Annotated in this window: 23 protein-coding genes and 4 tRNA genes; 11 read left to right on the top strand and 16 right to left on the bottom strand. The window is 59.7% G+C overall.

Annotation, left to right across the window (positions count from 1 at the left end):
- Positions 1-10: 10 nt before the first annotated feature.
- From M2401_RS03120 to M2401_RS03100, 5 genes are all read right to left on the bottom strand, one after another.
- On the bottom strand, positions 11-982 hold the full coding sequence (locus M2401_RS03120; RefSeq protein ID WP_259099460.1) for an ABC transporter substrate-binding protein: 972 nt from the start codon (positions 980-982) through the stop codon (positions 11-13).
- A gap of 258 nt (positions 983-1,240) precedes the next feature.
- A tRNA-Gly gene (locus M2401_RS03115) sits at positions 1,241-1,316 on the bottom strand.
- Positions 1,317-1,319: 3 nt separating this feature from the next.
- Positions 1,320-1,395: transfer RNA gene (locus M2401_RS03110), tRNA-Glu, on the bottom strand.
- A 100-nt stretch (positions 1,396-1,495) separates the two neighbouring features.
- Positions 1,496-1,571: transfer RNA gene (locus M2401_RS03105), tRNA-Gly, on the bottom strand.
- Positions 1,572-1,575: 4 nt separating this feature from the next.
- A tRNA-Glu gene (locus tag M2401_RS03100) sits at positions 1,576-1,651 on the bottom strand.
- 299 nt (positions 1,652-1,950) lie between these two features.
- On the opposite strand from M2401_RS03100, the gene M2401_RS03095 reads away from it, so the two are divergent.
- Positions 1,951-2,709: a hypothetical protein gene (locus M2401_RS03095; RefSeq protein ID WP_259099459.1), complete on the top strand. Its 759-nt coding sequence runs from the start codon at positions 1,951-1,953 to the stop codon at positions 2,707-2,709.
- A gap of 52 nt (positions 2,710-2,761) precedes the next feature.
- Here the strand turns inward: M2401_RS03095 and M2401_RS03090 are convergent, their stop codons facing one another.
- Together M2401_RS03090 and M2401_RS03085 are read right to left on the bottom strand one after the other, a co-directional pair.
- A complete protein-coding gene (locus M2401_RS03090; RefSeq protein WP_259099457.1) occupies positions 2,762-3,244 on the bottom strand; it encodes a GAF domain-containing protein in 483 nt (160 codons plus the stop codon).
- Positions 3,241-4,131, bottom strand: coding sequence for an ATP-binding protein (locus M2401_RS03085; RefSeq protein ID WP_259099455.1), 891 nt, complete (start codon positions 4,129-4,131; stop codon positions 3,241-3,243). The genes M2401_RS03090 and M2401_RS03085 overlap by 4 nt, the downstream gene beginning before the upstream one ends.
- Positions 4,132-4,216: 85 nt before the next feature.
- Between M2401_RS03085 and M2401_RS03080 the strand changes: the two genes are divergently transcribed.
- Positions 4,217-6,553, top strand: a complete 2,337-nt coding sequence (locus tag M2401_RS03080; protein ID WP_259099454.1) for an ATP-binding protein — start codon at positions 4,217-4,219, stop codon at positions 6,551-6,553.
- A 101-nt stretch (positions 6,554-6,654) separates the two neighbouring features.
- On the opposite strand, the gene M2401_RS03075 is transcribed toward M2401_RS03080, so the two are convergent.
- Together M2401_RS03075 and msrB are read right to left on the bottom strand one after the other, a co-directional pair.
- Positions 6,655-7,137: a glutathione peroxidase gene (locus tag M2401_RS03075; RefSeq protein ID WP_259099452.1), complete on the bottom strand. Its 483-nt coding sequence runs from the start codon at positions 7,135-7,137 to the stop codon at positions 6,655-6,657.
- 114 nt (positions 7,138-7,251) lie between these two features.
- Positions 7,252-7,647, bottom strand: a complete 396-nt coding sequence (gene msrB, locus M2401_RS03070) for a peptide-methionine (R)-S-oxide reductase MsrB (RefSeq protein ID WP_259099451.1) — start codon at positions 7,645-7,647, stop codon at positions 7,252-7,254.
- 192 nt (positions 7,648-7,839) lie between these two features.
- Here msrB and M2401_RS03065 point away from each other — a divergent pair, with 192 nt between their 5' ends.
- Both M2401_RS03065 and htpX read left to right on the top strand, forming a co-directional pair.
- Positions 7,840-9,051, top strand: coding sequence for a pyridoxal phosphate-dependent aminotransferase (locus tag M2401_RS03065; protein ID WP_259099449.1), 1,212 nt, complete (start codon positions 7,840-7,842; stop codon positions 9,049-9,051).
- A 237-nt stretch (positions 9,052-9,288) separates the two neighbouring features.
- A complete protein-coding gene (htpX, locus tag M2401_RS03060; protein ID WP_259099448.1) occupies positions 9,289-10,176 on the top strand; it encodes a protease HtpX in 888 nt (295 codons plus the stop codon).
- A 102-nt stretch (positions 10,177-10,278) separates the two neighbouring features.
- Here the strand turns inward: htpX and M2401_RS03055 are convergent, their stop codons facing one another.
- Complete coding sequence (locus M2401_RS03055; protein WP_259099446.1) at positions 10,279-10,944, bottom strand: thiopurine S-methyltransferase; 666 nt, start codon at positions 10,942-10,944, stop codon at positions 10,279-10,281.
- A 103-nt stretch (positions 10,945-11,047) separates the two neighbouring features.
- Here M2401_RS03055 and M2401_RS03050 point away from each other — a divergent pair, with 103 nt between their 5' ends.
- Positions 11,048-11,815: a class III extradiol ring-cleavage dioxygenase gene (locus M2401_RS03050; RefSeq protein WP_259099444.1), complete on the top strand. Its 768-nt coding sequence runs from the start codon at positions 11,048-11,050 to the stop codon at positions 11,813-11,815.
- Between the two features lie 92 nt (positions 11,816-11,907).
- Here M2401_RS03050 and M2401_RS03045 read toward each other — a convergent pair whose 3' ends face one another.
- Complete coding sequence (locus M2401_RS03045; protein ID WP_259099443.1) at positions 11,908-13,620, bottom strand: DEAD/DEAH box helicase; 1,713 nt, start codon at positions 13,618-13,620, stop codon at positions 11,908-11,910.
- Positions 13,621-14,001: 381 nt separating this feature from the next.
- Between M2401_RS03045 and M2401_RS03040 the strand changes: the two genes are divergently transcribed.
- The gene (locus tag M2401_RS03040) at positions 14,002-14,793 is read left to right on the top strand and encodes a crotonase/enoyl-CoA hydratase family protein (protein ID WP_259099441.1); all 792 of its coding nucleotides are present in this window, start codon (positions 14,002-14,004) and stop codon (positions 14,791-14,793) included.
- Here M2401_RS03040 and M2401_RS03035 read toward each other — a convergent pair.
- Complete coding sequence (locus M2401_RS03035) at positions 14,790-15,545, bottom strand: spermidine synthase (RefSeq protein ID WP_259099440.1); 756 nt, start codon at positions 15,543-15,545, stop codon at positions 14,790-14,792. The two genes, M2401_RS03040 and M2401_RS03035, sit on opposite strands and share 4 nt — an antisense overlap.
- Positions 15,546-15,817: 272 nt before the next feature.
- On the opposite strand from M2401_RS03035, the gene M2401_RS03030 reads away from it, so the two are divergent.
- Positions 15,818-17,164 (top strand): class II 3-deoxy-7-phosphoheptulonate synthase, encoded by a 1,347-nt coding sequence (locus M2401_RS03030; RefSeq protein ID WP_259099438.1) that lies wholly within the window; start codon positions 15,818-15,820, stop codon positions 17,162-17,164.
- Between the two features lie 71 nt (positions 17,165-17,235).
- Here M2401_RS03030 and M2401_RS03025 read toward each other — a convergent pair whose 3' ends face one another.
- Entirely contained in the window at positions 17,236-18,441 is a 1,206-nt protein-coding gene (locus M2401_RS03025) for a winged helix-turn-helix domain-containing protein (protein ID WP_259099436.1), read from the bottom strand.
- 48 nt (positions 18,442-18,489) lie between these two features.
- A complete protein-coding gene (locus M2401_RS03020) occupies positions 18,490-18,723 on the bottom strand; it encodes a DUF1127 domain-containing protein (RefSeq protein WP_409033875.1) in 234 nt (77 codons plus the stop codon).
- A 97-nt stretch (positions 18,724-18,820) separates the two neighbouring features.
- On the opposite strand from M2401_RS03020, the gene M2401_RS03015 reads away from it, so the two are divergent.
- On the top strand, positions 18,821-19,675 hold the full coding sequence (locus M2401_RS03015) for a LysR substrate-binding domain-containing protein (RefSeq protein ID WP_259099433.1): 855 nt from the start codon (positions 18,821-18,823) through the stop codon (positions 19,673-19,675).
- A 4-nt stretch (positions 19,676-19,679) separates the two neighbouring features.
- On the opposite strand, the gene M2401_RS03010 is transcribed toward M2401_RS03015, so the two are convergent.
- Complete coding sequence (locus tag M2401_RS03010; protein WP_259099431.1) at positions 19,680-20,426, bottom strand: sulfite exporter TauE/SafE family protein; 747 nt, start codon at positions 20,424-20,426, stop codon at positions 19,680-19,682.
- A 213-nt stretch (positions 20,427-20,639) separates the two neighbouring features.
- On the opposite strand from M2401_RS03010, the gene M2401_RS03005 reads away from it, so the two are divergent.
- The 3 genes from M2401_RS03005 (at position 20,640) to M2401_RS02995 (ending at position 22,934) form a co-directional block, all read left to right on the top strand.
- A complete protein-coding gene (locus M2401_RS03005; protein ID WP_259099430.1) occupies positions 20,640-21,113 on the top strand; it encodes a MarR family winged helix-turn-helix transcriptional regulator in 474 nt (157 codons plus the stop codon).
- Positions 21,114-21,470: 357 nt separating this feature from the next.
- The gene (locus M2401_RS03000) at positions 21,471-21,890 is read left to right on the top strand and encodes an organic hydroperoxide resistance protein (RefSeq protein ID WP_259099428.1); all 420 of its coding nucleotides are present in this window, start codon (positions 21,471-21,473) and stop codon (positions 21,888-21,890) included.
- 24 nt (positions 21,891-21,914) lie between these two features.
- The gene (locus tag M2401_RS02995; RefSeq protein WP_259099427.1) at positions 21,915-22,934 is read left to right on the top strand and encodes an alpha/beta hydrolase; all 1,020 of its coding nucleotides are present in this window, start codon (positions 21,915-21,917) and stop codon (positions 22,932-22,934) included.
- Positions 22,935-23,199: 265 nt separating this feature from the next.
- On the opposite strand, the gene M2401_RS02990 is transcribed toward M2401_RS02995, so the two are convergent.
- Entirely contained in the window at positions 23,200-23,769 is a 570-nt protein-coding gene (locus M2401_RS02990; RefSeq protein WP_259099425.1) for an elongation factor P, read from the bottom strand.
- Between the last annotated feature and the right edge of the window lie 58 nt (positions 23,770-23,827).

The following is a 23,827-nucleotide window of genomic DNA, read 5'->3' as shown; positions in this document are numbered from 1 at the left end:
GGGGCGATGATCAGCGTGACACCTGAGCGCCAGCCTGCCCCTGGGCCTCAAGCGACTGGCTGAAAGACTGATCGAAGACTTTATCTGCCGAGTAGGACTTCGTCAGTCCGGTGCCGCTGAAAAAGTCGATGGTCTGCTGCGCACCAGCAATGACCTGGGCCGTTACCGGCACGATAACGATCTGCGAGCGGGCAAACCACAGGCGCGCCACTTCAGCGTCAGCCTTGGTCAAAGCCGCCCAGGCGGTCGCATAAGTGTCGGTGTTTTGCGCATTGCTCACCGACCAGGCGCGGGCAGCCTGCAGGCGTTGCAGGAAATCACTGATCTGCGCGTGCTTGTCCTTGATCGACTTGTCGTTGGCGACAATGAAACTCTGCGCCGGAATCAGCCCCTTGGCGGTGGTAAGAATGCGCGAGCCCTGGCGCTCCTGCTGGGTGACATAGGGGTCCCAGGTGGCGATGGCGTCCACCGAACCGCCGTCCAGGGCGTGAGACGCATCCAGTGCGCTGAGGTAGCGGTAGTCCACGGCATCACGGGCGACACCGGCCTTGTCCAGTGCGGTCAACATCAACTGCTGGCTCCACGAGCCTTTCCAGATCGCGACCTTCTTGCCCTTAAGGTCGGCCAGGGTCTTGATCGGTGAATCCTTGGGCACGACGATGGCCACGCCGTCCAGGTTCTGCCGGGTCACACCAACCACCTTGATCGGCGCACCCAGGGCACCGAGAAACAGCACCGGCGCGTCGCCCAGCAAGCCCACATCCAGGCTGCCGGCATTGAGGGCTTCGGCAACCGGAGAGCCCGCAGTGAATTGCTTCCACTCCAGGGTGTAAGGCAGGTCCTTGAGCACACCCGATGCTTCCATGACGGTGCGCGCACTGTAACTTTGGTCGCCGACGACCAACTCGGCAGCGTTCGCAGACAGGTGCGTGCCGAGAGCCAGAATCAGGCTGAGCAGAAGGGTTTTGCGGGGGATCAACATATATAGATAGCCTGCGCGAGCTCACAGGGAGCCGGATCACTTGAAGATTCCGGGTCCGCTCGTGCGGTGGCCGACTGTACGCCAGCCTTGCGACAACAGTCGTTCAGCGGCGGTCGTTAACCGTAGCATCTTGCTGATTATAAAAATAATGCATTTTTGTTCTATGCAAATATCGAAGATTCATCGGAGGCTGATTTGATTTCGATAAAACGCAGACAAATAAAAACGCCGCTCTATTGAGCGGCGTTTTTATATAAATGGAGCGGGAAACGAGACTCGAACTCGCGACCCCGACCTTGGCAAGGTCGTGCTCTACCAACTGAGCTATTCCCGCAAATGGCGTCCCCTAGGGGACTCGAACCCCTGTTACCGCCGTGAAAGGGCGGTGTCCTAGGCCACTAGACGAAGGGGACGCTGCCCGGAACATATGGTGATGTTCCAGAGTTCAAAACCCGACCAATGATCGTGTTCTGATTTCACTACAATCCTGCCCGAAGACAACATTGTTAAATTTGGAGCGGGAAACGAGACTCGAACTCGCGACCCCGACCTTGGCAAGGTCGTGCTCTACCAACTGAGCTATTCCCGCAATGTGGCGTCCCCTAGGGGACTCGAACCCCTGTTACCGCCGTGAAAGGGCGGTGTCCTAGGCCACTAGACGAAGGGGACACACGTACAACATTCACTACTTACTGCGCTACGCTGTGTGCTTTACGCTGTAAGTGGCGCGCATTCTATGGATGGATTGGGGGGTCGTCAACCCCCATCTGAAAATTTATTTAAATCAATGACTTCACCGCCTTCTGGGATTTTCAGGCATATAGATGAAGGATTCTGTTAACCGTCACCTGCATGACGTCAATTAGTTGCGAACTCCGACAGGTACATCTATGCGCAATAGTGCTTAGCCACTACACTCGCGCAATACACTTGGATTAAAAGAAGAGGTTAGCGCGGTGACACCACTCATGATCACACTGATGGTAGTAGCTGGCATCGCACTCCTGATCGCGATCGGCTACTTGAACCACGTCGCTGAGAACAACAAGGTCGAGAAGGCCAGGAGCAAACTGGAACTCACCGACCGACTGCGTCGTTGCGGCGAAATCTCGGAGACATTCCCAGGGCAACTGGTGACGCCGGCACTCAAGCTGCTGATGACCCGCCTTGAGCTTAATGTCATCCAGCGCATGCAGAACATGGACAAGCACAACGACCAGCTCAAGTCGCGCGCGGCCGAGCTGTCCGAACTGGTGGCCAAGGGCGAAGGCATCCCGGTGAATAACCCGCCGAGCCCGATCCTCACCGAAGCCAAGGCCAAGGACGTGCGCTTCCTGCTTGAAGCCCTGCATGGCCAAGTCACTCGCGCCGCCCATGACGGCTTCCTGATGACCAACGAAGCCAAGCACTGGATTCGCGAGATCCGCAATATCCTGGTCATGCTGCACATCGAGTTCTTCAATAACCTGGGCCAGGCGGCGCTGAGCAACGATCAGCCCGGTCAGGCGCGTCTGGCCTTCGAGCGTGGCGTGCAGTACCTGCGCAACCAGCCGGACCCGGTCACCTATCAGCAGGCGCTGATCGCCATGGAAAAACAACTGGCCCGCGCCAACTCCATGGTCCTGACCAACATTGCGCCGACCGAAGACGACGAAAACGCCCTGACCGAAGGTCTGAAGGCGGACGACTCCGAATCGGAATGGAAGAAAAAGGTTATCTACGACTGATAAGCCACGCGGCGCACGACCATCCGGTCCTGCGCCGCGGTCAATGACCGACTCAGCAGTCGGTCAGACGCAGAAAGATTTCTACCAGCTTTTCCACTCCCGCCTGATCCTCCTCGCTGAAACGCCCTACGCTCGGGCTGTCCAGATCCAGCACACCCAGTAGTCGCCCATCCTTGATCAACGGCACCACCAGCTCGCTGTTCGACGCGCTGTCGCAGGCAATGTGCCCGGCAAAGGCGTGAACATCTTCAACGCGCTGAGTCTGCCGGGTTGCAGCGGCCGTGCCGCAGACACCGCGACCGATAGCAATGCGTACGCAGGCGATCTGCCCCTGGAACGGTCCCAACACCAGCTCTTCATCGCGATTGAAATAGAAACCGGCCCAGTTCAGATCATCCATCTGGGTATAAAGGAAAGCCGAGAACTGCGCGGCGTTGGCGATCAGATCGCGCTCGCCGGCCAGCAACGACTCCAATTGCGCCGTCAACAGGCCATAGCCGTCCAGCCCCTTGCCACTGGCTTGCAGATCAATCATTGCGGTTGCTCCAGCAGTTTCAGGCCAACCCAATAGCGGGCGAACTGATAGGCACAGCGGCCGTTGCGATTACCGCGCCCGGTGGCCCAGCGCACGGCCAGGATGTCCAGTTCCTCGTCGCGCTGCCAGCTCAGGCCGGCCTTGGCGGCCAACTGGCCGATCCAGTGTTCGACCACATTGAGGAAGTGTTCCTGGGTGAAGGGGTAGAACGACAGCCACAGGCCGAACCGGTCGGACAGGGCGATCTTGTCCTCGACCGCCTCACTTGGATGCAGCTCGCCGTCGACGTGTTTCCAGTTCTCGTTGTCGCTTTCCTTTTCCGGCACCAAGTGGCGACGGTTGGACGTGGCGTACAGCAAGACGTTGTCTGGCGCCTGTTCCAGGGAGCCATCGAGCACACTCTTGAGTACGCGGTAATCACCCTCACCCGACTCGAAAGACAAGTCGTCGCAAAACAGCACGAAACGCTGCGGCAGCTTCTGCAAGGCCTCGACCACCCGCGGCAGGTCGCCCAAGTGGTCGCGCTCGATTTCGATCAGGCGCAGGCCGTCGGCGGCGTGTTCGGCCAGCAGCGCGCGAATCAGCGAGGATTTGCCGGTGCCGCGTGAACCCCAGAGCAGCGCGTGGTTGGCGGGCATGCCGTCGAGAAACTGGCGGGTGTTGCGGCCCAGTTGCTCGCACTGGCGGTCAACGCCGATCAGGTCCGACAGGCGCATGTCCAGGCTGACTTCCAGCGGCATCAAGTAACCGGTACGGCCCTCGCGAACCCAGCGCGCGGCCAGGCTCTCGTTCCAGTCGATGGATTCACGCTGAGCGGGTAGCAACGGCTCCAGGCGCGCCAGAACGGATTCGGCACGCTCCAGAAAAGCATTCAATCGAGAGTCCACTATGTCTCCTTGGATTTAACTTATTAAAGGCTGGGCCCATCAGCTATGCTTGCCCCGCAATGGACCCCGGAAGTGGCAGTGCATCATGGATATCGCATTCACCAACCGACTGTCATACAAGCAGGCGCGCACCACGGTGCTGGTCGGCTTCGTTCTCGGGACATTACTCAGCCTGGTGCAGATTGCCCTCGATTATGCCAGCGAAGACGCCTCCATCGATCGTGAAATTCGCGCGCTGCTGCAAATCAGTCACAACACCGCATCACGTATCGCCTACAACATCGACGCCGAACTGGCCCAGGAACTGACCCTGGGGCTGCTGCAATCCCCAGCCGTGGTCGGTGCGCGCCTGAGCGACAACAATAATGTGGTGTTATCCAGTGTCGAGCGGCCTTTCGCCCAGAGCCGCTACCGCATGGTCAGCGACTTCCTGTTCGGTGAAAGCCGCCAGTTCGAAGACATCCTGCACCTGGACCACATGCCCACCGAATTCATCGGCAGCCTGCGCCTGAACGTCGACACCTACACCTTCGGCAGCCGTTTCCTCAAGCGCGCCCAGATCACGCTGATCAACGGTTTTGTGCGCAGCCTGGCCCTGGCCGGCATTCTGTTGATCATTTTCTACGTCAACCTGACCCGGCCGCTGGTGGAAGTGATCCGCTCCCTGAGCAAACGCGACCCACGCGACCCAAGCCAGGCGCCCCTGCCCTGCCCGCCCAGCCACGAAAACGACGAGATCGGCGTACTGGTGCGGGTGGCCAATCAACAGTTCGAGAACGTCACCACCGAGTTCATTCGCCGGCGCGAAGCCGAAGACCGCCTGACCGATCACCTCAATGAACTGGAAGACATCGTTTCCGCCCGTACCACCGAGCTCAAGGCCAGTAACCTGCGTCTGAGCCAGTCCAATGAAGAACTGCAGATCGCCCGCAGCACCGCCCTGGACATGGCCCATGCGCGCTCGGCGTTCCTGGCCAACATGAGCCATGAGATTCGCACGCCGCTCAATGGCCTGCTGGGCATGCTCGCGCTGTCCATGGACGGGCCTTTGAACGCCGAACAGCGCCAGCAACTGTCGATCGCCCACGACTCGGGCAAGGTCCTGGTGGAACTGCTCAACGATATTCTCGACCTGTCCAAATTCAATGCCGGGCAACTGGAAATGGAGCGTATCCCTTTCGACCTCGGCAGCCTGATCGAGGACACCGCCAACCTGCTGTCGCAGAACGCCGCCCCCAGCGTCGAACTCACCTGCCTGATTGCTCCGGACTTTCCGGCCATGGTCCTGGGCGACCCAACGCGGGTCCGGCAGATTGTCAGCAACCTGCTGTCCAATGCCCTTAAATTCACCCGCAGCGGGCGTGTCGATGTACGCCTTGAACATGACAACCAGGCGGATCGGGTGCGTATCGAAGTCTGCGACACCGGTATCGGTATCGCCCAGGATGCCCAGGCGCGGATTTTCCAGCCCTTCACCCAGGCTGAAGCTGCGATTACCCGCCAGTTTGGCGGCACCGGCCTGGGCCTGGCGCTGACCCATAATCTGTGCGAGGCGATGAATGGCTACCTGAGCATTCAATCCCAGACAGGCCTGGGCAGCCGCTTCTGTGCCGAACTGCCGCTGCCCGTACACCAGCCGGCCTGCGCGACACCCTTACTGCGCGGTCGGGTGGTGGTGGTCAGCGCCGCAAACAGCGGTCTGTCGGAGCTACTGGGCAGCCTGCTGCCCGCCTGGGGTATCGATTACAAACGCTGGGGCCGCGATGAGCACTCCCCCGGCCTGCAAATGGATGGCCTGCCCGATCTGTTGATCACTGACTGCCCCGAATGCCTGCTCGGCATGCGCCCAGGCACCAACGTGCCGATCCTGTTGGTCACCGCCTATGGCAACTTCATGCCCGGCGACCAACTCAGTGCCTTGGCCCCGCTCCAACAGCAGGCTCGCCCACTGGCACGCAATACCTTGTACCAAACCCTGAGCCGGGTCCTGCATGAGGTCGAGCCCACGGCCATCGAGGTACCGCCGGAAGCCTTCACCCCGCTGCGCCGCTCAAATATTCTTCTGGTGGAGGACAACCCGGTCAACCAACTGGTGGCCAAGGGCATGCTGAGCAAGCTGGGCTGCGATGTGACGGTGGCCAGTCATGGTGTCGAAGCCTTGGATTGCCTGGAAAGCAGCGCATTCGATCTGGTGCTGATGGACTGCAACATGCCGGTGATGGATGGCTACGAAGCCACCCGGCAGATTCGCCGCAGCGGCCGCTGGCCCGACCTGCCGATCATCGCCCTGACCGCCAACGCCATGCCCGAGGAACGGGAGCGCTGCCGTGCATCGGGCATGAGCGATTACCTGGCCAAACCGTTCAGGAAGGGAGAATTGATCCATTTGCTGGATCAGTGGATACCGGTGACACAGACATAGATCATTTGTGGGACCGGCTTTAGCCGGGAAGGCATCAGTACAGCCAATACCTATCAGGCGTCTGAAATATCGCTTTCCCGGCTAAAGCCGGTCCCGCCCGATCAGAGCAACGCCTCGATCTCTTTGCTCAGATCTTCCGGCTTGGTCAGCGGCGCAAAACGCTTGACCAGCTTGCCATCCTTGCCGATGAGGAACTTGGTGAAGTTCCACTTGATGCGTTCAGAACCCAGCACGCCGGGAGCGCGCTTTTTCAGCTGGACGAACAGTGGGTGGGCGTCACTGCCATTGACGTCGATCTTCTTGAACAGCGGGAAGCTGACACCGAAATTCAGTTCGCAGAACTCGGAAATCGCCCCTTCGTTGCCCGGCTCCTGCTTGCCGAACTGGTTGCAGGGGAAGCCCAACACCACCAGGCCCTTGTCCTTGTAGTCCTGCCACAATTGCTCAAGACCCTTATATTGCGGGGTGAAGCCGCACTTGCTAGCGGTATTGACCACCAGCACGGCCTTGCCAGCGTAATCCGCCAGGGTCTTTTGCTCACCCTTGATGGTGGTGCAGGGAATGCTCAGCAGGATGTCAGTCATGGCGGCGCCTCGTGCATACAGAGATGTAGCGGATGAAGTTAGCGCGCAATTTAATCGCGCGCACTCCAATTCTTGAAACTGATGTAGACCGATAAGCGCCGACGCAGGCAGAACTCAGGCTCGCGGCACCAGATCCAGGCATACCGAGTTGATGCAGTAACGCAGGCCGGTCGGCGGCGGGCCATCAGGGAATACGTGACCCAGGTGGGCGTCGCATTTTGCGCAGACCACTTCGGTGCGGATCATGCCGTGGCTGATATCGCGCATCTCGACCACCGCGCTGCCTTCCAGCGGCGCATAGAAACTCGGCCAGCCGCAGCCGGAATCGAATTTGGTCGAGGAATCGAACAGCGCCTCATTGCAGCACACACAATGATAGACGCCGTCGGTCTTGGTGCTGTTGTACTTGCCGGAGAACGGGCGTTCGGTGGCTTTGAGGCGACAGACGTTGTACTGCTCGGGATCGAGCATGGCGCGCCATTCTTCCAGGGTCTTGTCCAGCTTTTCCACAGGTACACCTCCGAATCCGAAAAAGCCCGATCTGTATCTTCTCCACAGATCAGGTGGCACGTATGATTGCGCCTCGTTCGACGCCAGTCTGTCACCCACATTTGCGGTACACAAACCCATTTTCAAGGCGTCAAGTTCGACGAGCTGCATTTTCAGTCAAGCGCGGCCCGTCCATTTTCAGGATCAATCACCATGCAGGTCAGCAAATCGAACAAGCTCGCCAACGTCTGCTATGACATTCGCGGGCCAGTGCTCAAGCACGCCAAACGCCTGGAAGAGGAAGGCCATCGTATCCTCAAGCTGAATATCGGCAACCCGGCGCCCTTTGGTTTCGAAGCGCCGGAAGAAATCCTGCAGGACGTGATCCGCAACCTGCCGACCGCCCAGGGCTACAGCGACTCCAAGGGTCTGTTCAGCGCGCGCAAGGCAGTGATGCAGTACTACCAGCAGAAGCAGGTCGAAGGCGTCGGCGTCGAAGACATCTACCTGGGCAACGGCGTTTCCGAACTGATCGTGATGTCCATGCAGGCGCTGCTCAACAATGGTGACGAAGTCCTGATCCCGGCCCCCGACTACCCACTGTGGACCGCTGCGGTCGCGCTGGCCGGCGGTAATCCGGTGCACTACCTGTGCGACGAACAGGCCAACTGGTGGCCGGATCTGGCCGACATCAAGGCCAAGATCACGCCGAACACCAAGGCCATGGTCATCATCAACCCGAACAACCCGACCGGCGCCGTCTACTCCAAAGAAGTGCTGCTGGGCATGCTCGAATTGGCCCGCCAGCACAACCTGGTGGTGTTCTCTGACGAGATCTACGACAAGATCCTCTACGACGAAGCCATTCACATCAGCACCGCGTCCCTGGCGCCGGACCTGCTCTGCCTGACCTTCAATGGCCTGTCCAAGTCTTATCGGGTCGCCGGTTTCCGCTCGGGCTGGCTGGCGATTTCCGGGCCCAAGCACAACGCCCAGAGCTATATCGAAGGCCTGGATATCCTGGCCAACATGCGTTTGTGCGCCAACGTACCGAGCCAGCATGCCATCCAGACCGCCCTGGGCGGCTACCAGAGCATCAATGACCTGGTCCTGCCACCTGGGCGCCTGCTGGAACAGCGCAATCGCACCTGGGAGCTGCTCAACGACATCCCTGGTGTCAGTTGCGTGAAGCCCATGGGCGCGCTGTATGCCTTCCCGAAAATCGATCCGAAGGTCTGCCCGATCTTCAACGATGAGAAATTCGCCCTCGACCTGCTGCTCTCGGAAAAGCTGCTGATCGTGCAAGGCACGGCGTTCAACTGGCCATGGCCGGATCACTTCCGCGTCGTGACCCTGCCGCGAGTGGATGATCTGGAACAGGCCATCGGTCGTATCGGCAACTTCCTCAAGTCGTACCGCCAGTAATATCGCGACCTCCCCTGCCGCTTCCTGCGGCAGGGGACAGCCCGACACCGAATGAAAAACCTTTCATGTTCCGGTGCCCGACGGCTTCAGGCCTGGAAGCGTTGATGCATAACGACTTCTGCAGAATCCTGTGCATACGACACAGTTTGAAATAGTCCCTCTATTGAATAGCCGGGGGCATCACCTTATATACCCCCCATCGCGTTACATATCCGTCACCAGGAGAATTTCCCAACCATGATGCGCATCTTGCTGTTTTTGGCCACTAACCTGGCGGTCGTGCTGATTGCCAGCATCACCTTGAGCCTGTTCGGCTTCAACGGGTTCATGGCAAAAAATGGGGTCGATCTGAACCTCAACCAGCTGCTGGTTTTCTGCGCCGTCTTTGGTTTCGCAGGCTCGCTGTTCTCGCTGTTCATCTCCAAGTGGATGGCAAAGATGAGCACCGGCACCCAGATCATCACCCAACCGCGCACCCGTCACGAACAATGGCTGTTGCAGACCGTTGAGCAACTGTCCAAAGAAGCAGGGATCAAGATGCCTGAAGTGGGTATCTTCCCGGCCTATGAGGCTAACGCCTTCGCCACCGGCTGGAACAAGAACGACGCACTGGTCGCAGTCAGCCAGGGTCTGCTGGAGCGCTTTTCACCCGATGAAGTGAAAGCGGTGCTGGCCCACGAGATCGGCCATGTCGCCAACGGCGACATGGTGACCCTGGCGCTGGTACAGGGCGTGGTCAACACCTTCGTGATGTTCTTCGCCCGCATCATCGGCAACTTCGTCGACAAGGTGATCTTCAAGAACGAAAACGGCCAGGGCATGGCGTACTACATCGCGACCATCTTCGCCGAACTGGTTCTGGGTGTGCTGGCCAGCACCATCGTCATGTGGTTCTCGCGCAAACGCGAATACCGCGCCGACGAAGCCGGTGCCCGCCTGGCCGGCACCAACGCCATGATCGGCGCCCTGCAACGCCTGCGTTCGGAACAGGGCGTGCCGGTACAGATGCCCGACAGCCTGACCGCCTTCGGCATCAATGGCGGCCTCAAGCACGGTCTGGCCGGCCTGTTCATGAGCCATCCGCCGCTGGAAGAGCGAATCGAGGCGCTACGCCGTCGCGGTTGAGGCTTCAGTCAAAAGAAAGGGCGACTACGGTCGCCCTTTTTTGTCGGTCAGATCTTATGATCTTGGAATGATAGGTGGGAGCCGACTTGCTGGCTCCCACAATTACCTGTGCCCAGCTCGAATAATTCGATACACCTGCTCATCCAGCCGACTCGCCCCACGCTGCACGAACTTGGCGTTTTCCTGCAATACATCCTGGGAATCAATCAACTCGACCTGCCAGTCCTCGTCCAACAGACGCGTTACCTCGGCGCGATCAACGGCAAATGGCGGGCCGTCGATTTCTTCCTGTACATAATCCAGGGTCACCAATAGCCCACGGCAGTCCACCCCCAGCAACCGGGCAAGCTGCCTGGCATAACGCCTGCGCATCTCCTCAGGCAAGGCAATCAGCGCCGCCCGATCATACAGCCCCGTGCAGACGCCGATATCTGCCAAAGTCAGACCGAAGAAGTCGCCACACCAGATTTCGCAACGGTCATCACGATAGACCTTGAACTCGCCACGCGTGTCGATCACAGGCTGGACACCGCGCTCGGTGAAATAGGCTTCAGCCGCCGCCTCGGCCAGTTCGACACCGACCACATACAGTCCCTGCTCGCTGAGCCAGGTCATATCGACACTTTTGCCACAGAGCGGCACTAACACACGTGTGCCAGCCGCCAGTTGCAGAATCGGCCAGAACCGTTGTAGATAAGGATTGACCTCGGCCTGATGAAAACCGATCTGACCCGTCGCCCAACGTGAATGCCAAAACTCCGGCTGCATGAAACCTCCCGATAATTCGATAAATAGGCACTAAAACTTATATTAGATTTAGATCAATGATCTGCCTGAAGATGGCTTCATGTTATCTCTCAGGATACCCCTCATGTTTCCCAGCCTGTTTATTTCCCATGGTTCACCCATGCTTGCCCTGGAACCTGGCGCAAGCGGCCCGGCCCTGGCCCGTATTGCTGCCGGAATGCCGCGTCCACGGGCTATTGTGATTGTCTCGGCACACTGGGAAAGCCAGGAACTGCTGGTCAATGCCAATCCACGTCCCGAAACCTGGCATGACTTCGGCGGCTTCCCGCCGGAACTCTTTGCCGTGCAATACCCGGCTCCGGGCTTGCCTGAGCTGTCCAGCGAAGTCGTGGAACTGCTGACCAAGGCTGGCCTGCCCGCACGCCTGAACAGCCAGCGGCCCTTTGATCATGGCGTCTGGGTGCCGTTGTCGCTGATGTATCCACAAGCCGACATTCCGGTGGTTCAGGTGTCTCTGCCGAGCCGTCAGGGCCCGGCCCTGCAAAGCCTGGTCGGCAAGGCCCTGGCCAGCCTGCGCGAGGAAGGCGTACTGCTGATCGGTTCCGGCAGCATCACCCACAATCTGCGCGAGCTGGACTGGCAGGCTGGCCCGGAAAGCATTGAGCCCTGGGCAGGAGAGTTTCGTGACTGGTTCGTCGAGAAGCTCGGCGCCGACGACGAAACCAGCCTGCACGACTACCGCCGTCGCGCGCCCAATGCCGTGCGCAACCACCCGAGCGACGAGCATTTGCTGCCGCTGTACTTTGCCCGCGGTGCCGGTGGCGAGTTCAGCATTGCCCACCAGGGCTTCACCATGGGTGCGCTGGGGATGGATATCTATCGATTTGGTTGAAACAAACGATGATCCAACGTAAATCTGCAGGCAAAAAAAATCCCCGAACCAGTCGGGGATTTTTTTGTTCAGACCATCAGCTCAATCGCTGATCAGTCTTCGCGATAACGACGCAGTTTCAGCTGCTTACCGGCAACGCGGGTGTCCTTGAGCTTGGTCAGCAGACGCTCGAGGCCATCTTCCGGCAGCTCGACCAGGCTGAAGCTGTCACGGACCTGGATACGGCCGATTGCTTCGCGGGCCAGGCCGCCTTCGTTGAGGATTGCACCCAGCAGGTTCTTGGCAGCGATACCGTCACGCGCGCCCAGCGCGGTACGGCAACGAGCACGGCCTTCAGCCAGTGGCATCGGGGCGCGACGTTCGCGGTCAGCGCTGCTGCGCTCAGGACGATCACCGGAGCGCTCGCCAGTACGTTCACGCGGAGCGCTGTTCGGCACCAGTGGACGTTCTTTCTCGATGGCTGCCAGGGTCAGGGCCTGACCGTTGGTAGCCTTGCGCAGCAGGGCAGCGGCCAGGGCACGTGGGGTGCAGCCGATGTCAGCGGTCAGGCGATCCAGCAGATCACCGTGAGTCGCTTCAGCGTCAGCAACCAGCGGCGCGAGGCTGTTGGTCAGTTTCTTGATGCGGGCATCGAGAACGGCCTGGGCATCGGGCAGACGTACTTCGGCAACTTTCTGGCCGGTTACGCGCTCGATCACTTGCAGCATGCGACGCTCACGCGGCGTTACCAGCAGCAGGGCGCGACCTTCGCGACCGGCACGACCGGTACGGCCGATACGGTGAACGTAGGACTCTGGATCGTAAGGCATGTCCACGTTGAATACGTGGGTGATACGCGGAACGTCAAGACCGCGAGCGGCAACGTCGGTAGCAACCACGATGTCCAGGCGACCGTCCTTGAGGGAGTCGATCACGCGCTCACGCTGGTTCTGGGCGATGTCGCCGTTCAGCGCAGCGGCTTTATAGCCACGGGCTTCCAGGGCGCTTGCCAGGTCCAGGGTCGCTTGCTTGGTGCGAACGAACATGATCAGGGCGTCGAAATCTTCGACTTCCAGCAGGCTCAGTACAGCCGAGGTCTTCTGGTCAGCGTGAACCAACAGGTGAGCCTGTTCGATCGCGGTAACGGTCTGGGTCTTGGTCTGGATCTTGACGTGCTTCGGGTCACGCAGGTGGCGTTCGGCGATTGCACGGATCGACTGCGGCAGAGTGGCCGAGAACAGAACGGTCTGGCGGGTTTCCGGCATGGCCTTGAAGATGACTTCCAGGTCGTCCATGAAGCCCAGCTTGAGCATTTCGTCGGCTTCGTCCAGAACCAGGTGGTTCACGGTGGCCAGGACTTTTTCGTCACGGCGCAGGTGATCGCACAGGCGGCCTGGTGTAGCGACGACGATTTGCGCGCCGTTGCGGATTGCTTTCAGTTGTGGGCCCATCGGCGCGCCGCCGTAGACAGCCACAACGGTAACGCCCGGCATTTGCTTGGCGTAGGTTTCGAAAGCGGTGGCCACTTGCAGGGCCAGCTCGCGGGTCGGCGCCAGGATCAGGGCCTGAGGCTCGCGCTTGCTCGGGTCAATACGATGCAGGATAGGCAGGGCGAAGGCGGCGGTTTTACCGGTACCGGTCTGCGCCTGGCCGATCATGTCGTGGCCGGCAAGAATAATAGGGATCGATTGCTGCTGAATGGCCGAAGGCTCTTCATAGCCGGTCGCAACGACGGCGGCAACAATGTTCGGGTGAAGTTCGAGAGCGGCGAAGCCGCCGAGTTCCTGGGTCATGGGTCTGCCTCTAGTGCATCCGCAAAGACCCATGCTACAAAGCTGCGCGTGCCGTGTAAGACCCTTGGGTCACCCTGGCTGCTTTGTCGGCGGGGATTTGCGAAAACGTTTTGATGAATGGATCGCCAAGGATAGTTCGCGTAGCGAACGAGCAGCCGAAGATGGCTTCGGGAAATGCATACCTGGACGAGGGCCTGTTAAGACCGGCGCGCACTATACCGGAATTGCGCAGAAAAGTGAGCCTTTTTTTAAAGTTTCATGAACGGCAGCAGCAGGTGTAACAGGCTTTGCGCAAATCCATGCCAGTGTCTATTTTGCAAAAGGCCCGGTAGCACTGGTGATGCAGCTTAAACGTTTCATCTTTTCAGTCAGGCGTTGCTCTCCCGTCCTACATCAGCGCACAGGGATTCCGACATGACCTCCTCCGTAAAAGGCCGCGTCAGCCGTGAACGGCATGATCACATCATGCTTATCGGGCTGGACCGCGTGGCCAAGCGCAATGCCTTCGATCTTGAGCTGTTGAACCAACTGAGCCTTGCCTATGGCGAGTACGAACGGGATGACCAGGCCCGGGTCGCGGTGATCTTCGCCCATGGCGAGCATTTCACCGCAGGCCTGGACCTGGGCGAAGCCGGACCGGCCCTGAGTCATGGCTGGAAAGTCCCCGAGGGCGGCTACGACCCCTGGGGCACCGGCGCCGGGCCGAGGGTGAGCAAACCGGTGATAGTCGCCGCTCAGGGTTACTGTCTGACTCTGGGTATCGAGCTGATGCTGGCCTCGGATATCAACCTGTGCAGCAGCAATAGCCGCTTTGCTCAGTTGGAAGTCCAGCGGGGGATCTTCGCCTTTGGCGGCGCGACCCTGCGCCTGCATCAGATCGCCGGCTGGGGCAATGCCATGCGCTGGCTGCTGACGGGGGATGAATTCGATGCCCACGAAGCCTGCCGCATGGGCCTGGTGCAGGAGGTGCTGGCCAGCGAGGACCTGCTGCCCTACGCCCTGCAACTGGCCGCACGCATTGCCGAACAGGCGCCCCTGGCGATTCGCGCGACCATTGAGTCCTCGCGCCAGGCGGTGCTGGAAGGCGAGGCCAGTGCGGCGCAACAACTGCCGCGCCTGATCAATCAACTGATGAATACAGAAGACGCCCGGGAGGGTCTGCTGGCCATGCAGGAGCGCAGGCCAGCGGTCTTCAGCGGGCGTTAAGTAGCCGGGCGAATCTGTTTGATTAGCGGCAGCAGCGAATAGCCCAGGCACGGGGCCAGGGTTTCGGCGCGTTCGGTGAGGGCGGCGAAGTCCAGATCCTGCTCCAGGTCAGCGGGCACGATCAGGATGACGTTGCCCTCCTTCACCGGCAGCTCCCAGTAGTGGCGGTGATAAAGGCCGCGCAACAACGCCGCGCCCAGAGGCTTGCCATCGTCGGCGGCCCACTGGTTGATCACCAGCCAGCCGCCGGGGTTCAGGCGCTTCTGACAGCCTTCTAGGAAATTCCAGGCCAAGTGACCAACACCAGGGCCGACATCGGTATAAAGGTCGACGAATATCAGGTCGGCCGATTCCGCCGTCGGCAACAGCTCAAGGGCGTCGCCGATACGGATATACAGGCGCGGATCATCGTCCAGGCCCATGTATTCGATGGCCAGGCGCGGCACGTCGGGACGCAACTCGATGGCCTCGACATCTTCCAGGGGCAGGAACTTGAGGCAGGCCTGGGTCAGGGTTCCGGCACCCAGGCCGAGGAACAATGCGCTGTCCGGCAGTTCATGGCACAGCGCGCCGATCAGCATGGCCCGGGTGTAGTCGTACTCCAGCCAGCTGGGATCGGCGGTAAAAGTGCAGCTTTGTTCGATGGCATCGCCGAATTCGAGGAACCGGTAATCGTCCACTTCCAGTACGCGAATCATGCCGAAAGCGTCATGCACCTCGGCCAGGATCCGCTCTACACGTTCCTCGGTCATTGCCTGTTCATCCCTCATCAAACAACTCATAAGAATCTGAAATAAATGGATTTGTGTGGGAGCGAATTCATTCGCGAAAACGGCATTTACAGATGATGAAAATGCATCGACTGCCCCGGCCTTTTCGCAAATAAATTCGCTCCCACCCCCGCAGCGTCATAGGCAGCGGGCGCACAATCCGGCAAGCCTGCACTGTTCTGCGCGCCTGCGCCAGTCGGGCCGTGAACTGCTAACATGCCGGTCCGATTCCGCCGATCTTCGAGTTCAGCACAATGAGCCAACCCTGGAGCCCCGACAGCTGGCGGGCCCTGCCTATCCAGCAGCAGCCGCAATACCCCGACGCCGCCCATGTCCTGCAGGTCGAGCAGACCCTGGCCAGCTATCCGCCACTGGTGTTCGCCGGTGAAGCCCGGGAGTTGCGCCGGCAGTTCGCCGAGGTCACCCAGGGCCGCGCCTTCCTGTTGCAGGGCGGCGACTGCGCCGAGAGTTTCGTCGAGTTTTCTGCGGCGAAGATTCGTGACACCTTCAAGGTGCTGCTGCAAATGGCCATTGTCATGACCTTTGCTGCCGGTTGCCCGGTAGTCAAGGTCGGGCGCATGGCGGGGCAGTTCGCCAAGCCGCGCTCGGCCAATGATGAAACCATCGACGGCGTGACCCTGCCCGCTTATCGTGGCGATATCGTCAACGGCATCGGTTTCGACGCCAAGAGCCGCGTGCCGGACCCGGATCGTCTGCTGCAGGCCTACCACCAGTCCACCGCGACCCTGAACCTGCTGCGCGCCTTCGCCCAGGGCGGTTTTGCCGACCTGCATCAGGTACACCAATGGAACCTGGACTTCATCGCCAACTCGGCCCTGGCCGACAAGTACAGCCAGTTGGCCAATCGCATTGATGAAACCCTGGCCTTCATGCGCGCCTGCGGCCTGGACACCTCGCCGCAACTGCGCGAGACCAGCTTCTTCACTGCCCACGAAGCCCTGCTGCTGAACTACGAAGAAGCCTTCGTGCGCCGCGACAGCCTGACCAACGATTACTACGATTGCTCGGCACACATGCTGTGGATCGGTGACCGCACCCGCCAGCTGGACGGCGCCCATGTCGAGTTCCTGCGCGGGGTGAACAACCCGATCGGGGTCAAGGTCGGTCCGAGCATGAACACCGATGACCTGATCCGCCTGATCGATATCCTCAACCCGAGCAACGATCCGGGCCGCCTCAACCTGATCGCGCGCATGGGTGCGAACAAGGTCGGCGACCATCTGCCGCAGCTGATCCGCGCGGTCGAGCGCGAAGGCCGCAAGGTGCTGTGGAGTTCCGACCCGATGCACGGCAATACGATCAAGGCCAGCAGCGGCTACAAAACCCGGGATTTTGCGCAGATCCTTGGCGAAGTGAAGCAGTTCTTCCAGGTGCACCAGGCCGAGGGCACTTACGCCGGCGGTATCCATATCGAGATGACTGGGCAGAACGTCACCGAATGCATCGGCGGCGCCCGACCGATCACCGAAGATGGCCTTTCGGATCGTTATCACACCCATTGCGACCCGCGAATGAATGCCGATCAGTCGCTGGAACTGGCGTTCTTGATCGCAGAGACGCTGAAACAAGTGAGGCGTTGAGGAGCAGCTCTAAGCCTCAAGCTGCAAGCGGCAAGAAAGAGCACCATCGCCCTTCGCTTGCAGCTTGAGAATCACAACTGCCCCACCAGCCTCCTCCCGCTCTCGCGCTGACAGTTAACCTGAATCTCGACCAGCCCCAGCCAATTCGCCAGCTCGCGCAACTGGCTGGCCAGGGCCTGCACCCCCTCCTCGTCCAATCCGCTTTGTTCCTCATGCACCGCATGCACCGCCAGGCGTCCGGCCACCCGTTCGGCGCGCAGGTCGACCCTGGCGGCGATACGTTCGTTGTGCAGGAAAGGCAGCACGTAGTAGCCGTAAACCCGTTTGTGCTGGGGCGTGTAGATTTCCAGGCGATAGCGGAAATCAAATAGCCGCTCGGTGCGCGCCCGTTCCCAGATCAGCGAGTCAAAAGGTGAAAGCAAGGCGCTGGCCGCCACTTTGCGCGGCACAGTGAATTGCGGCAGACAGAACGCCGGTTGCCGCCAGCCTTCGACGCTGACGACCTGCAGGGCGCCCATCTCTACCAGTTCGGCCAGGGCGATGCGGCTGGGCAGCGGGTCCTGGCGGAAATAGTCGCGCAGGTCCTTTTCCGTACCGACGCCCAGGGCCGTGGCGGCATGCAGCAGCAAGCCCCGTTGCGCTTCGGCTTCGGCCACCTCGGGATGGTCCATGATCGAGGCAGGCAACACGCGTTCGGGCAAGTCGTACAGCCGTTCAAAGCCCCGGCGCCCGGCCACGGTGACTTCACCGGCGGCGAACAACCATTCCAGTGCGTGCTTTTCCGCGCTCCAGTCCCACCAGGGTCCGGCGCGTTCCTGTCGTGTGCTCAAGCTGCCCGCGCCCAGGGCACCCTGCTCACGCACCGATTGCAAAACCCGGGCAATCACCGGCTGCTGCTCACGACCGAACCGCGCCATCTGCTGATAGATGCCCTCGCCCTGAGCGGCCCGGCGCATGCGCCAACGCAACAGCGGATACAGTGCCATGGGCAGTAACGAAGCCTCGTGGCCCCAGTATTCGAACAGCGCACGCTGACGGCCCTGGCTCCAGGCGGCCTGGTCGAGGAGGTCCTGAGGGTAGTTGCCCAAGCGGGAAAACAGCGGCAGGTAATGGGAACGGACCAGAGCATTGACCGAGTCGATCTGCACCACGCCAAGGCGTTCGATCAATTGCGTGACATGGCGGGCCTTGATCGGCCCTGCTGTGGCCTTGCGATTGAAGCCCTGGGCAGCCAGGGCCAGGCGTCGGGCCTGTTTAAGGGAGATGGATTCAGGCATCGGGTACTCCTGTTCAGTCCTTCAAACTACCCGATGCCTGCCACGCTGTCAGCGCTTCATGGGGTCATCCCAGAACGGCCGCTCGCTCTCGCTCTGAATATCGGCCCGGCTCAAACCGAGGTCTTTCAGCGCGCAATCATCCAGGCCCGCCAGTAACTGACGCTGGCGATGCAACTCGTACCAGCGCCGCGCATGACCTGCTATCGACTTTATGAGTCGTTCAACCGAAAGCTCCCGAGGGAGCGTCTTGACCACCAATACATAACCTTTTTGACCTTTCATCATCTTGCCCTCCAAGTGGGGATGACTAAAGTCTCTTCCTCGGCGTAGGATTCATCCAACGAATGTTTCTTATGCGACCCATCTGGGAGATTGATGAGTGGCGCTTTATCCAAGTATCGACAGCGAACTGCTGCGCACCTTCGTCGCCATTGCCGAAAACGGCGGCTTCACCCGTGCAGGCGAAGTGGTCAACCGCACCCAGTCGGCGGTGAGCATGCAGATGAAACGGCTCGAGGAAGACGTCCTGCAACGCCCGCTATTCCAGCGTGACGGGCGCAACGTCAACCTCACGGCTGAAGGCCAGGTGCTGCTGGGTTATGCCCGGCGCATCCTCAAACTGCACAGTGAGGTGTTCAACACCCTGCGCGATCCGCATATGGTGGGTTCGGTGAAGATCGGTTCGCCGGACGATTACGTGATGCGCTTTTTGCCCGGCATCCTTTCCCAGTTTGCCCGGGCCTACCCGTTGATCCAGGTGGAAGTGCATTGCGAGACGTCATCGCAACTGCTGCTGCGCAAGGACCTGGACCTGACCATTGTCACCCGCCGGCCCGGCACCGAGATCGGCCAGATCCTGCGTCAGGAACGTTTTGTCTGGGCCGAGGCCGCAGGCTTCTATCCCCACGAACAGACGCCCATGCCCCTGGCCATGTTCAATACCGATTGTTTTTGCCGGGAATGGGCGTGCAACGCACTGGATACGGTGCAACGCGAGTACCGCGTGGCCTACACCAGCGCCAGCCTGTCGGCGATCATGGCCGTGGTCAGCGCTGGCCTTGCGGTCACCGCACAACTGGAGAGCCTGATCACCCCGGACCTGCGCATCCTCGGCGAAGTCGAAAACCTGCCGCAGCTGCCCCAGGCCAGCATCGTGCTGCTGCGTAATCCACAGAATCCTTCGCCGATCACCGATTGCCTGGCGGATTACATCGCCGAGGGTTTCAAACTCTGAGCCTTTAAACCCTGAAGACCAGCATGATCGCGCAGACCACCAAAAACACACAGAACGACGCCCGAAGGGTGCGTTCTGGCAGGGTATGAGCCAACTTGACGCCCCAGCTGATACTGGCCAGGCCACCCAATGCCAGTGGAATGCCCAAAGCCCAGTTGACGTGACCGTGCAGGGCGTAGGTGGTCAAGGTGATCGTCGTGCTCGGCGCTGCCAACGCCAGGGCCAGGCCTTGGGCTGCCACTTGGGTTGAGCCGAAAATGCCGGTGAGGATAGGCGTGGCAATCACCCCGCCGCCGACACCGAACATGCCCGCCGTCACCCCGGAGCCTACGCCTAACAGCCACAGCCAGTTGCCATGGCGCAGTTGTGGTCCGGCATCGCCTTTGCGCCAATACATCTGCACCAGATTGAACACTGTAAGCACCAGCAGGAAAGCAATAAAGCCGATGCGCATACTCTGGGCATTCACGCCCACCGCCCACAGTGAAGTCAGCCAGGACACAATAAAACTCGGCACGATCAGCATCATCGCGTTGCGCAGGGAGATGGGATTGCGTTGGTGATAGCGCCACAGCGCCAGCAAGACATTGGGCAGCACCATCAACAGCGCGGTGCCTTGGGCCAGTTGCTGATCCAGACCGAACAACACACCCAGCGCCGGAATCGCCACCAGCCCGCCGCCAATACCGAACAGTCCACCCAAGGTGCCCATTGCAGCACCCAACAAAAAATCCAGAACAATTTCGATCACGCCACATCCCCACTCCGACTATGCAGCGCATGCTACGCAGTCTCGGCGAACGAGCAAATGCGCAGCGCAACTCAATCGCTCAACGAATCGTGAAGGGGGGATTCATCAACCGTGAACGTTGCCATCTGCACCGCTCGTAGAATTTATCTGGCGCATTAAAGATAGCGGCACTAAATTAAGCGGTAACGAATGTTGACCAAGAGGTCCACTTAAATGAACACCGATGACAGCGGCCACGCCGCCCCGCTGGAAAAATGTGATGCCCTGATGCTCGACAATCAGCTGTGCTTCGCCCTTTACTCCACCTCGCTGATGATGACCAAGGTCTACAAGCCGCTGCTCCAGGAGTTGAACCTGACCTACCCGCAATACCTGGCCATGCTGGTGTTGTGGGAAGAACAGGGTCTGACTGTAGGCGATGTCAGCGCACGCCTGCTGACCGATCCGGGCTCCCTGACGCCCCTGCTCAAGCGCCTGGAAGCCGAAGGCCTGATCAGCCGCACCCGCAGCAAGGAAGACGAGCGCGTGGTGTTGCTCAACCTTACCGAGCAAGGCCGCGCCCTGCATGAAAAAGCCAAGCGCATCCCCCACTGCATCCTCGGCGCCAGCGGCCTGACCATCGAGCGCCTGCAAGAGATCCAGGGCGAGCTGATTGGCCTGCGCAGCAATCTGCAGGATTCGCTCTGAGTCTGCTCGCCGCTCCTGGATTGAAATGGCATGTCTGGGACCGGCTTTAGCCGGGAAGACGATATTCAAGGCTATGGACATCTAACGGACGTACCGGCCTCTTCCCGGCTAAAGCCGGTCCCACACCAATCCTGCCAACCCCCCGACGAACGGTCATGCCCTCGCTGACGCCGTTGTAAACCAAGGCTTTCACCCTCGCTAAAACCTCCTCCTCTCCCCCCTTCAAAAGCTTCGGGCAAAACTTTTTTTAAAAACTATCTTGCGCGCAAACTATTAGCGCGATACATTTGCTTCACACCAGTTAGCACACAAACATTTAGCGCAACACATAACCCATACATACTACGAGGTAACGCCATGAACACTCTCTATACCGCTGTTGCAACCGCTACCGGTGGCCGTGATGGCCGCGCTGTTTCCAGCGACAAGATCCTCGACGTCAAACTGGCTACCCCGAAAGAACTGGGCGGTGCCGGTGGCGAAGCAACCAACCCTGAACAACTGTTCGCCGCCGGCTACTCGGCCTGCTTCATCGGCGCACTGAAATTCGTTGCCGGTCAAAGCAAACGCAGCATCCCGGCTGACGCGTCGATCACTGCCCATGTCGGCATCGGCCAGATCCCTGGCGGTTTCGGTCTGGACATCGATCTGAACATCAACCTGCCAGGTCTGGATCAGGCTGACGCGCAGCAACTGGTCGACGCCGCTCACCAGGTCTGCCCGTACTCCAACGCCACTCGCGGCAACGTTGACGTCCGTCTGCACGTGACTGTCTAAGCTCACCAGCCCAAGGAAACGAACATGAAAACCCTCAGCAAAGTCTTGACCGGCACCCTGCTCGCCCTGTCCATCGGCAACGCTTTCGCCGCGGGCAACCCGGATGTCGAGCACAACACCCAGGCGTTCCTCGATGCTCTGAACTCGGGCACCGGCAAACCGCTTGAGCAGCTCTCGCCCAAGGATGCCCGTGCAGTCCTGACGGGCGCCCAGGCCGGGGTGAAACTGACCCTGCCCAAGGCGGATGTCAGCCAGAAGGTGATCAACGCCGACGGTCAGTCGATCAGCCTGACCATCGTGCGCCCAGCGGGTGTCAAAGGGACCTTGCCGGTTTTCATGTTCTTCCACGGTGGCGGCTGGGTTCTGGGCGACTTCCCGACCCACGAACGCCTGGTCCGTGACCTGGTAGCAGGTTCCGGAGCGGTGGCGGTCTTCGTCAACTACACGCCATCCCCGGAAGCGCACTACCCGACGGCGATCAACCAAGCCTATGCAGCGACCAAATGGGTGGCTGAGCACGGCAAGGAAATCAACGTCGATGGCAAGCGCCTGGCGGTTGCCGGTAACAGTGTCGGCGGCAACATGGCTGCGGTCGTCTCGTTGATGGCCAAAGACAAGGGCACTCCGGCCATCAAGTACCAAGTGCTGTTGTGGCCGGTAACGGATGCCAACTTCGATACCGGTTCGTATAACCAGTTCGCCGAAGGGCACTTCCTGACCCGCAACATGATGAAGTGGTTCTGGGACAACTACACAACGGACGCCAACCAGCGCAACGAGATCTACGCCTCGCCGCTGCGGGCAACCACCGAGCAACTCAAGGGCCTGCCCCCTGCCCTGGTGCAGACCGCCGGTGCCGATGTACTGCGCGACGAGGGTGAAGCCTATGCGCGCAAACTGGATCAGGCTGGCGTGGCGGTCACCGCCGTACGCTACAACGGCATGATCCACGACTATGGCCTGCTCAACGTGGTCAGCCAGGTGCCGGAAGTGCGCTCGGCGATGCTGCAGGCTTCGGAAGAATTGAAGGTACACCTCAAGTAAACCCGACGCCTGAAGCGGAGACGTCACCATGAACTGGTAAATACAGCTGAGTTGAGACTAAAAAGCCCCGCCTGAATTGTTCAGGTGGGGCTTTTTTATTGCAAATGTCCTGTAGGAGCTGCCAAAGGCTGCGGATGGGATACGCCGCTATCGCAGCCTTCGGCAGTGCCTACAAAATCTCATTCCAAACCAATTTACTTGTAGGCACAAAAAAACCCGCACTAATGCGGGTTTCTTGTGTTCCAGCGCTACAAAAAAGCTGTGCTTATTTAGCACGGCCTTTGTAGGAACCGCCTTCACGAGTATCGATCTCGATCATGTCGCCGATTTCGATGAAGTCAGCAACGCTCAGCTCGGTGCCGTTTTTCAGCTTGGCTGGCTTCATGACTTTACCGGAAGTGTCGCCACGAGCCGAACCTTCGGTGTAGTCAACCTGACGCACGATAGTGGTCGGCAGCTCTACGGAAACCAGACGGTCTTCGAAGAAAACGGCTTCGCAGACGTCGGTCATGCCTTCTTCAACGAATGGCAGAACGGCTTCGATGTCTTCAGCGTTCAGCTCGTACATGGTGTAGTCAGTGGTGTCCATGAACGTGAAAGTGTCACCGCTGATGAACGACAGGGTCGCTTCTTTGCGGTCCAGGATCACGTCTTCCAGCTTGTCGTCGGCCGAGTAGACAGTTTCAGTCTTGTAGCCGGTCAACAGGTTCTTCAGCTTGGTCTTCATGATCGCGCTGTTACGACCGGACTTGGTGAATTCAGCTTTCTGAACCAGCCAAGGGTCGTTATCGATCTTGATCACGGTACCGGGTTTGAGTTCTTTACCAGTTTTCATTGCGAATATCCGAAATAGGATGGATTTACTAACAGGCTCTGTACGAAAAGCGGCTTTT

The sequence above is a fragment of the Pseudomonas sp. JUb42 genome (assembly GCF_024807945.1).
Lineage (GTDB): Bacteria > Pseudomonadota > Gammaproteobacteria > Pseudomonadales > Pseudomonadaceae > Aquipseudomonas.
This window is presented reverse-complemented; position numbering and strand designations above follow the sequence as displayed.

Coding starts and splice junctions, on each gene's coding strand:
- M2401_RS03025 (WP_259099436.1), bottom strand. CDS start 18,441: ATGCCTGAATCCATCTCCCTTAAACAGGCCCGACGCCTGGCCCTGGCT.
- M2401_RS03045 (WP_259099443.1), bottom strand. CDS start 13,620: ATGGGTCTTTGCGGATGCACTAGAGGCAGACCCATGACCCAGGAACTC.
- htpX (WP_259099448.1), top strand. CDS start 9,289: ATGATGCGCATCTTGCTGTTTTTGGCCACTAACCTGGCGGTCGTGCTG.
- M2401_RS02990 (WP_259099425.1), bottom strand. CDS start 23,769: ATGAAAACTGGTAAAGAACTCAAACCCGGTACCGTGATCAAGATCGAT.
- M2401_RS03080 (WP_259099454.1), top strand. CDS start 4,217: ATGGATATCGCATTCACCAACCGACTGTCATACAAGCAGGCGCGCACC.
- M2401_RS03055 (WP_259099446.1), bottom strand. CDS start 10,944: ATGCAGCCGGAGTTTTGGCATTCACGTTGGGCGACGGGTCAGATCGGT.
- M2401_RS03005 (WP_259099430.1), top strand. CDS start 20,640: ATGAACACCGATGACAGCGGCCACGCCGCCCCGCTGGAAAAATGTGAT.
- M2401_RS03075 (WP_259099452.1), bottom strand. CDS start 7,137: ATGACTGACATCCTGCTGAGCATTCCCTGCACCACCATCAAGGGTGAG.
- M2401_RS03095 (WP_259099459.1), top strand. CDS start 1,951: ATGATCACACTGATGGTAGTAGCTGGCATCGCACTCCTGATCGCGATC.
- M2401_RS03035 (WP_259099440.1), bottom strand. CDS start 15,545: ATGACCGAGGAACGTGTAGAGCGGATCCTGGCCGAGGTGCATGACGCT.
- M2401_RS03030 (WP_259099438.1), top strand. CDS start 15,818: ATGAGCCAACCCTGGAGCCCCGACAGCTGGCGGGCCCTGCCTATCCAG.
- M2401_RS03090 (WP_259099457.1), bottom strand. CDS start 3,244: ATGATTGATCTGCAAGCCAGTGGCAAGGGGCTGGACGGCTATGGCCTG.
- M2401_RS03050 (WP_259099444.1), top strand. CDS start 11,048: ATGTTTCCCAGCCTGTTTATTTCCCATGGTTCACCCATGCTTGCCCTG.
- M2401_RS03120 (WP_259099460.1), bottom strand. CDS start 982: ATGTTGATCCCCCGCAAAACCCTTCTGCTCAGCCTGATTCTGGCTCTC.
- M2401_RS03000 (WP_259099428.1), top strand. CDS start 21,471: ATGAACACTCTCTATACCGCTGTTGCAACCGCTACCGGTGGCCGTGAT.
- M2401_RS03040 (WP_259099441.1), top strand. CDS start 14,002: ATGACCTCCTCCGTAAAAGGCCGCGTCAGCCGTGAACGGCATGATCAC.
- M2401_RS02995 (WP_259099427.1), top strand. CDS start 21,915: ATGAAAACCCTCAGCAAAGTCTTGACCGGCACCCTGCTCGCCCTGTCC.
- M2401_RS03065 (WP_259099449.1), top strand. CDS start 7,840: ATGCAGGTCAGCAAATCGAACAAGCTCGCCAACGTCTGCTATGACATT.
- M2401_RS03020 (WP_409033875.1), bottom strand. CDS start 18,723: ATGAAAGGTCAAAAAGGTTATGTATTGGTGGTCAAGACGCTCCCTCGG.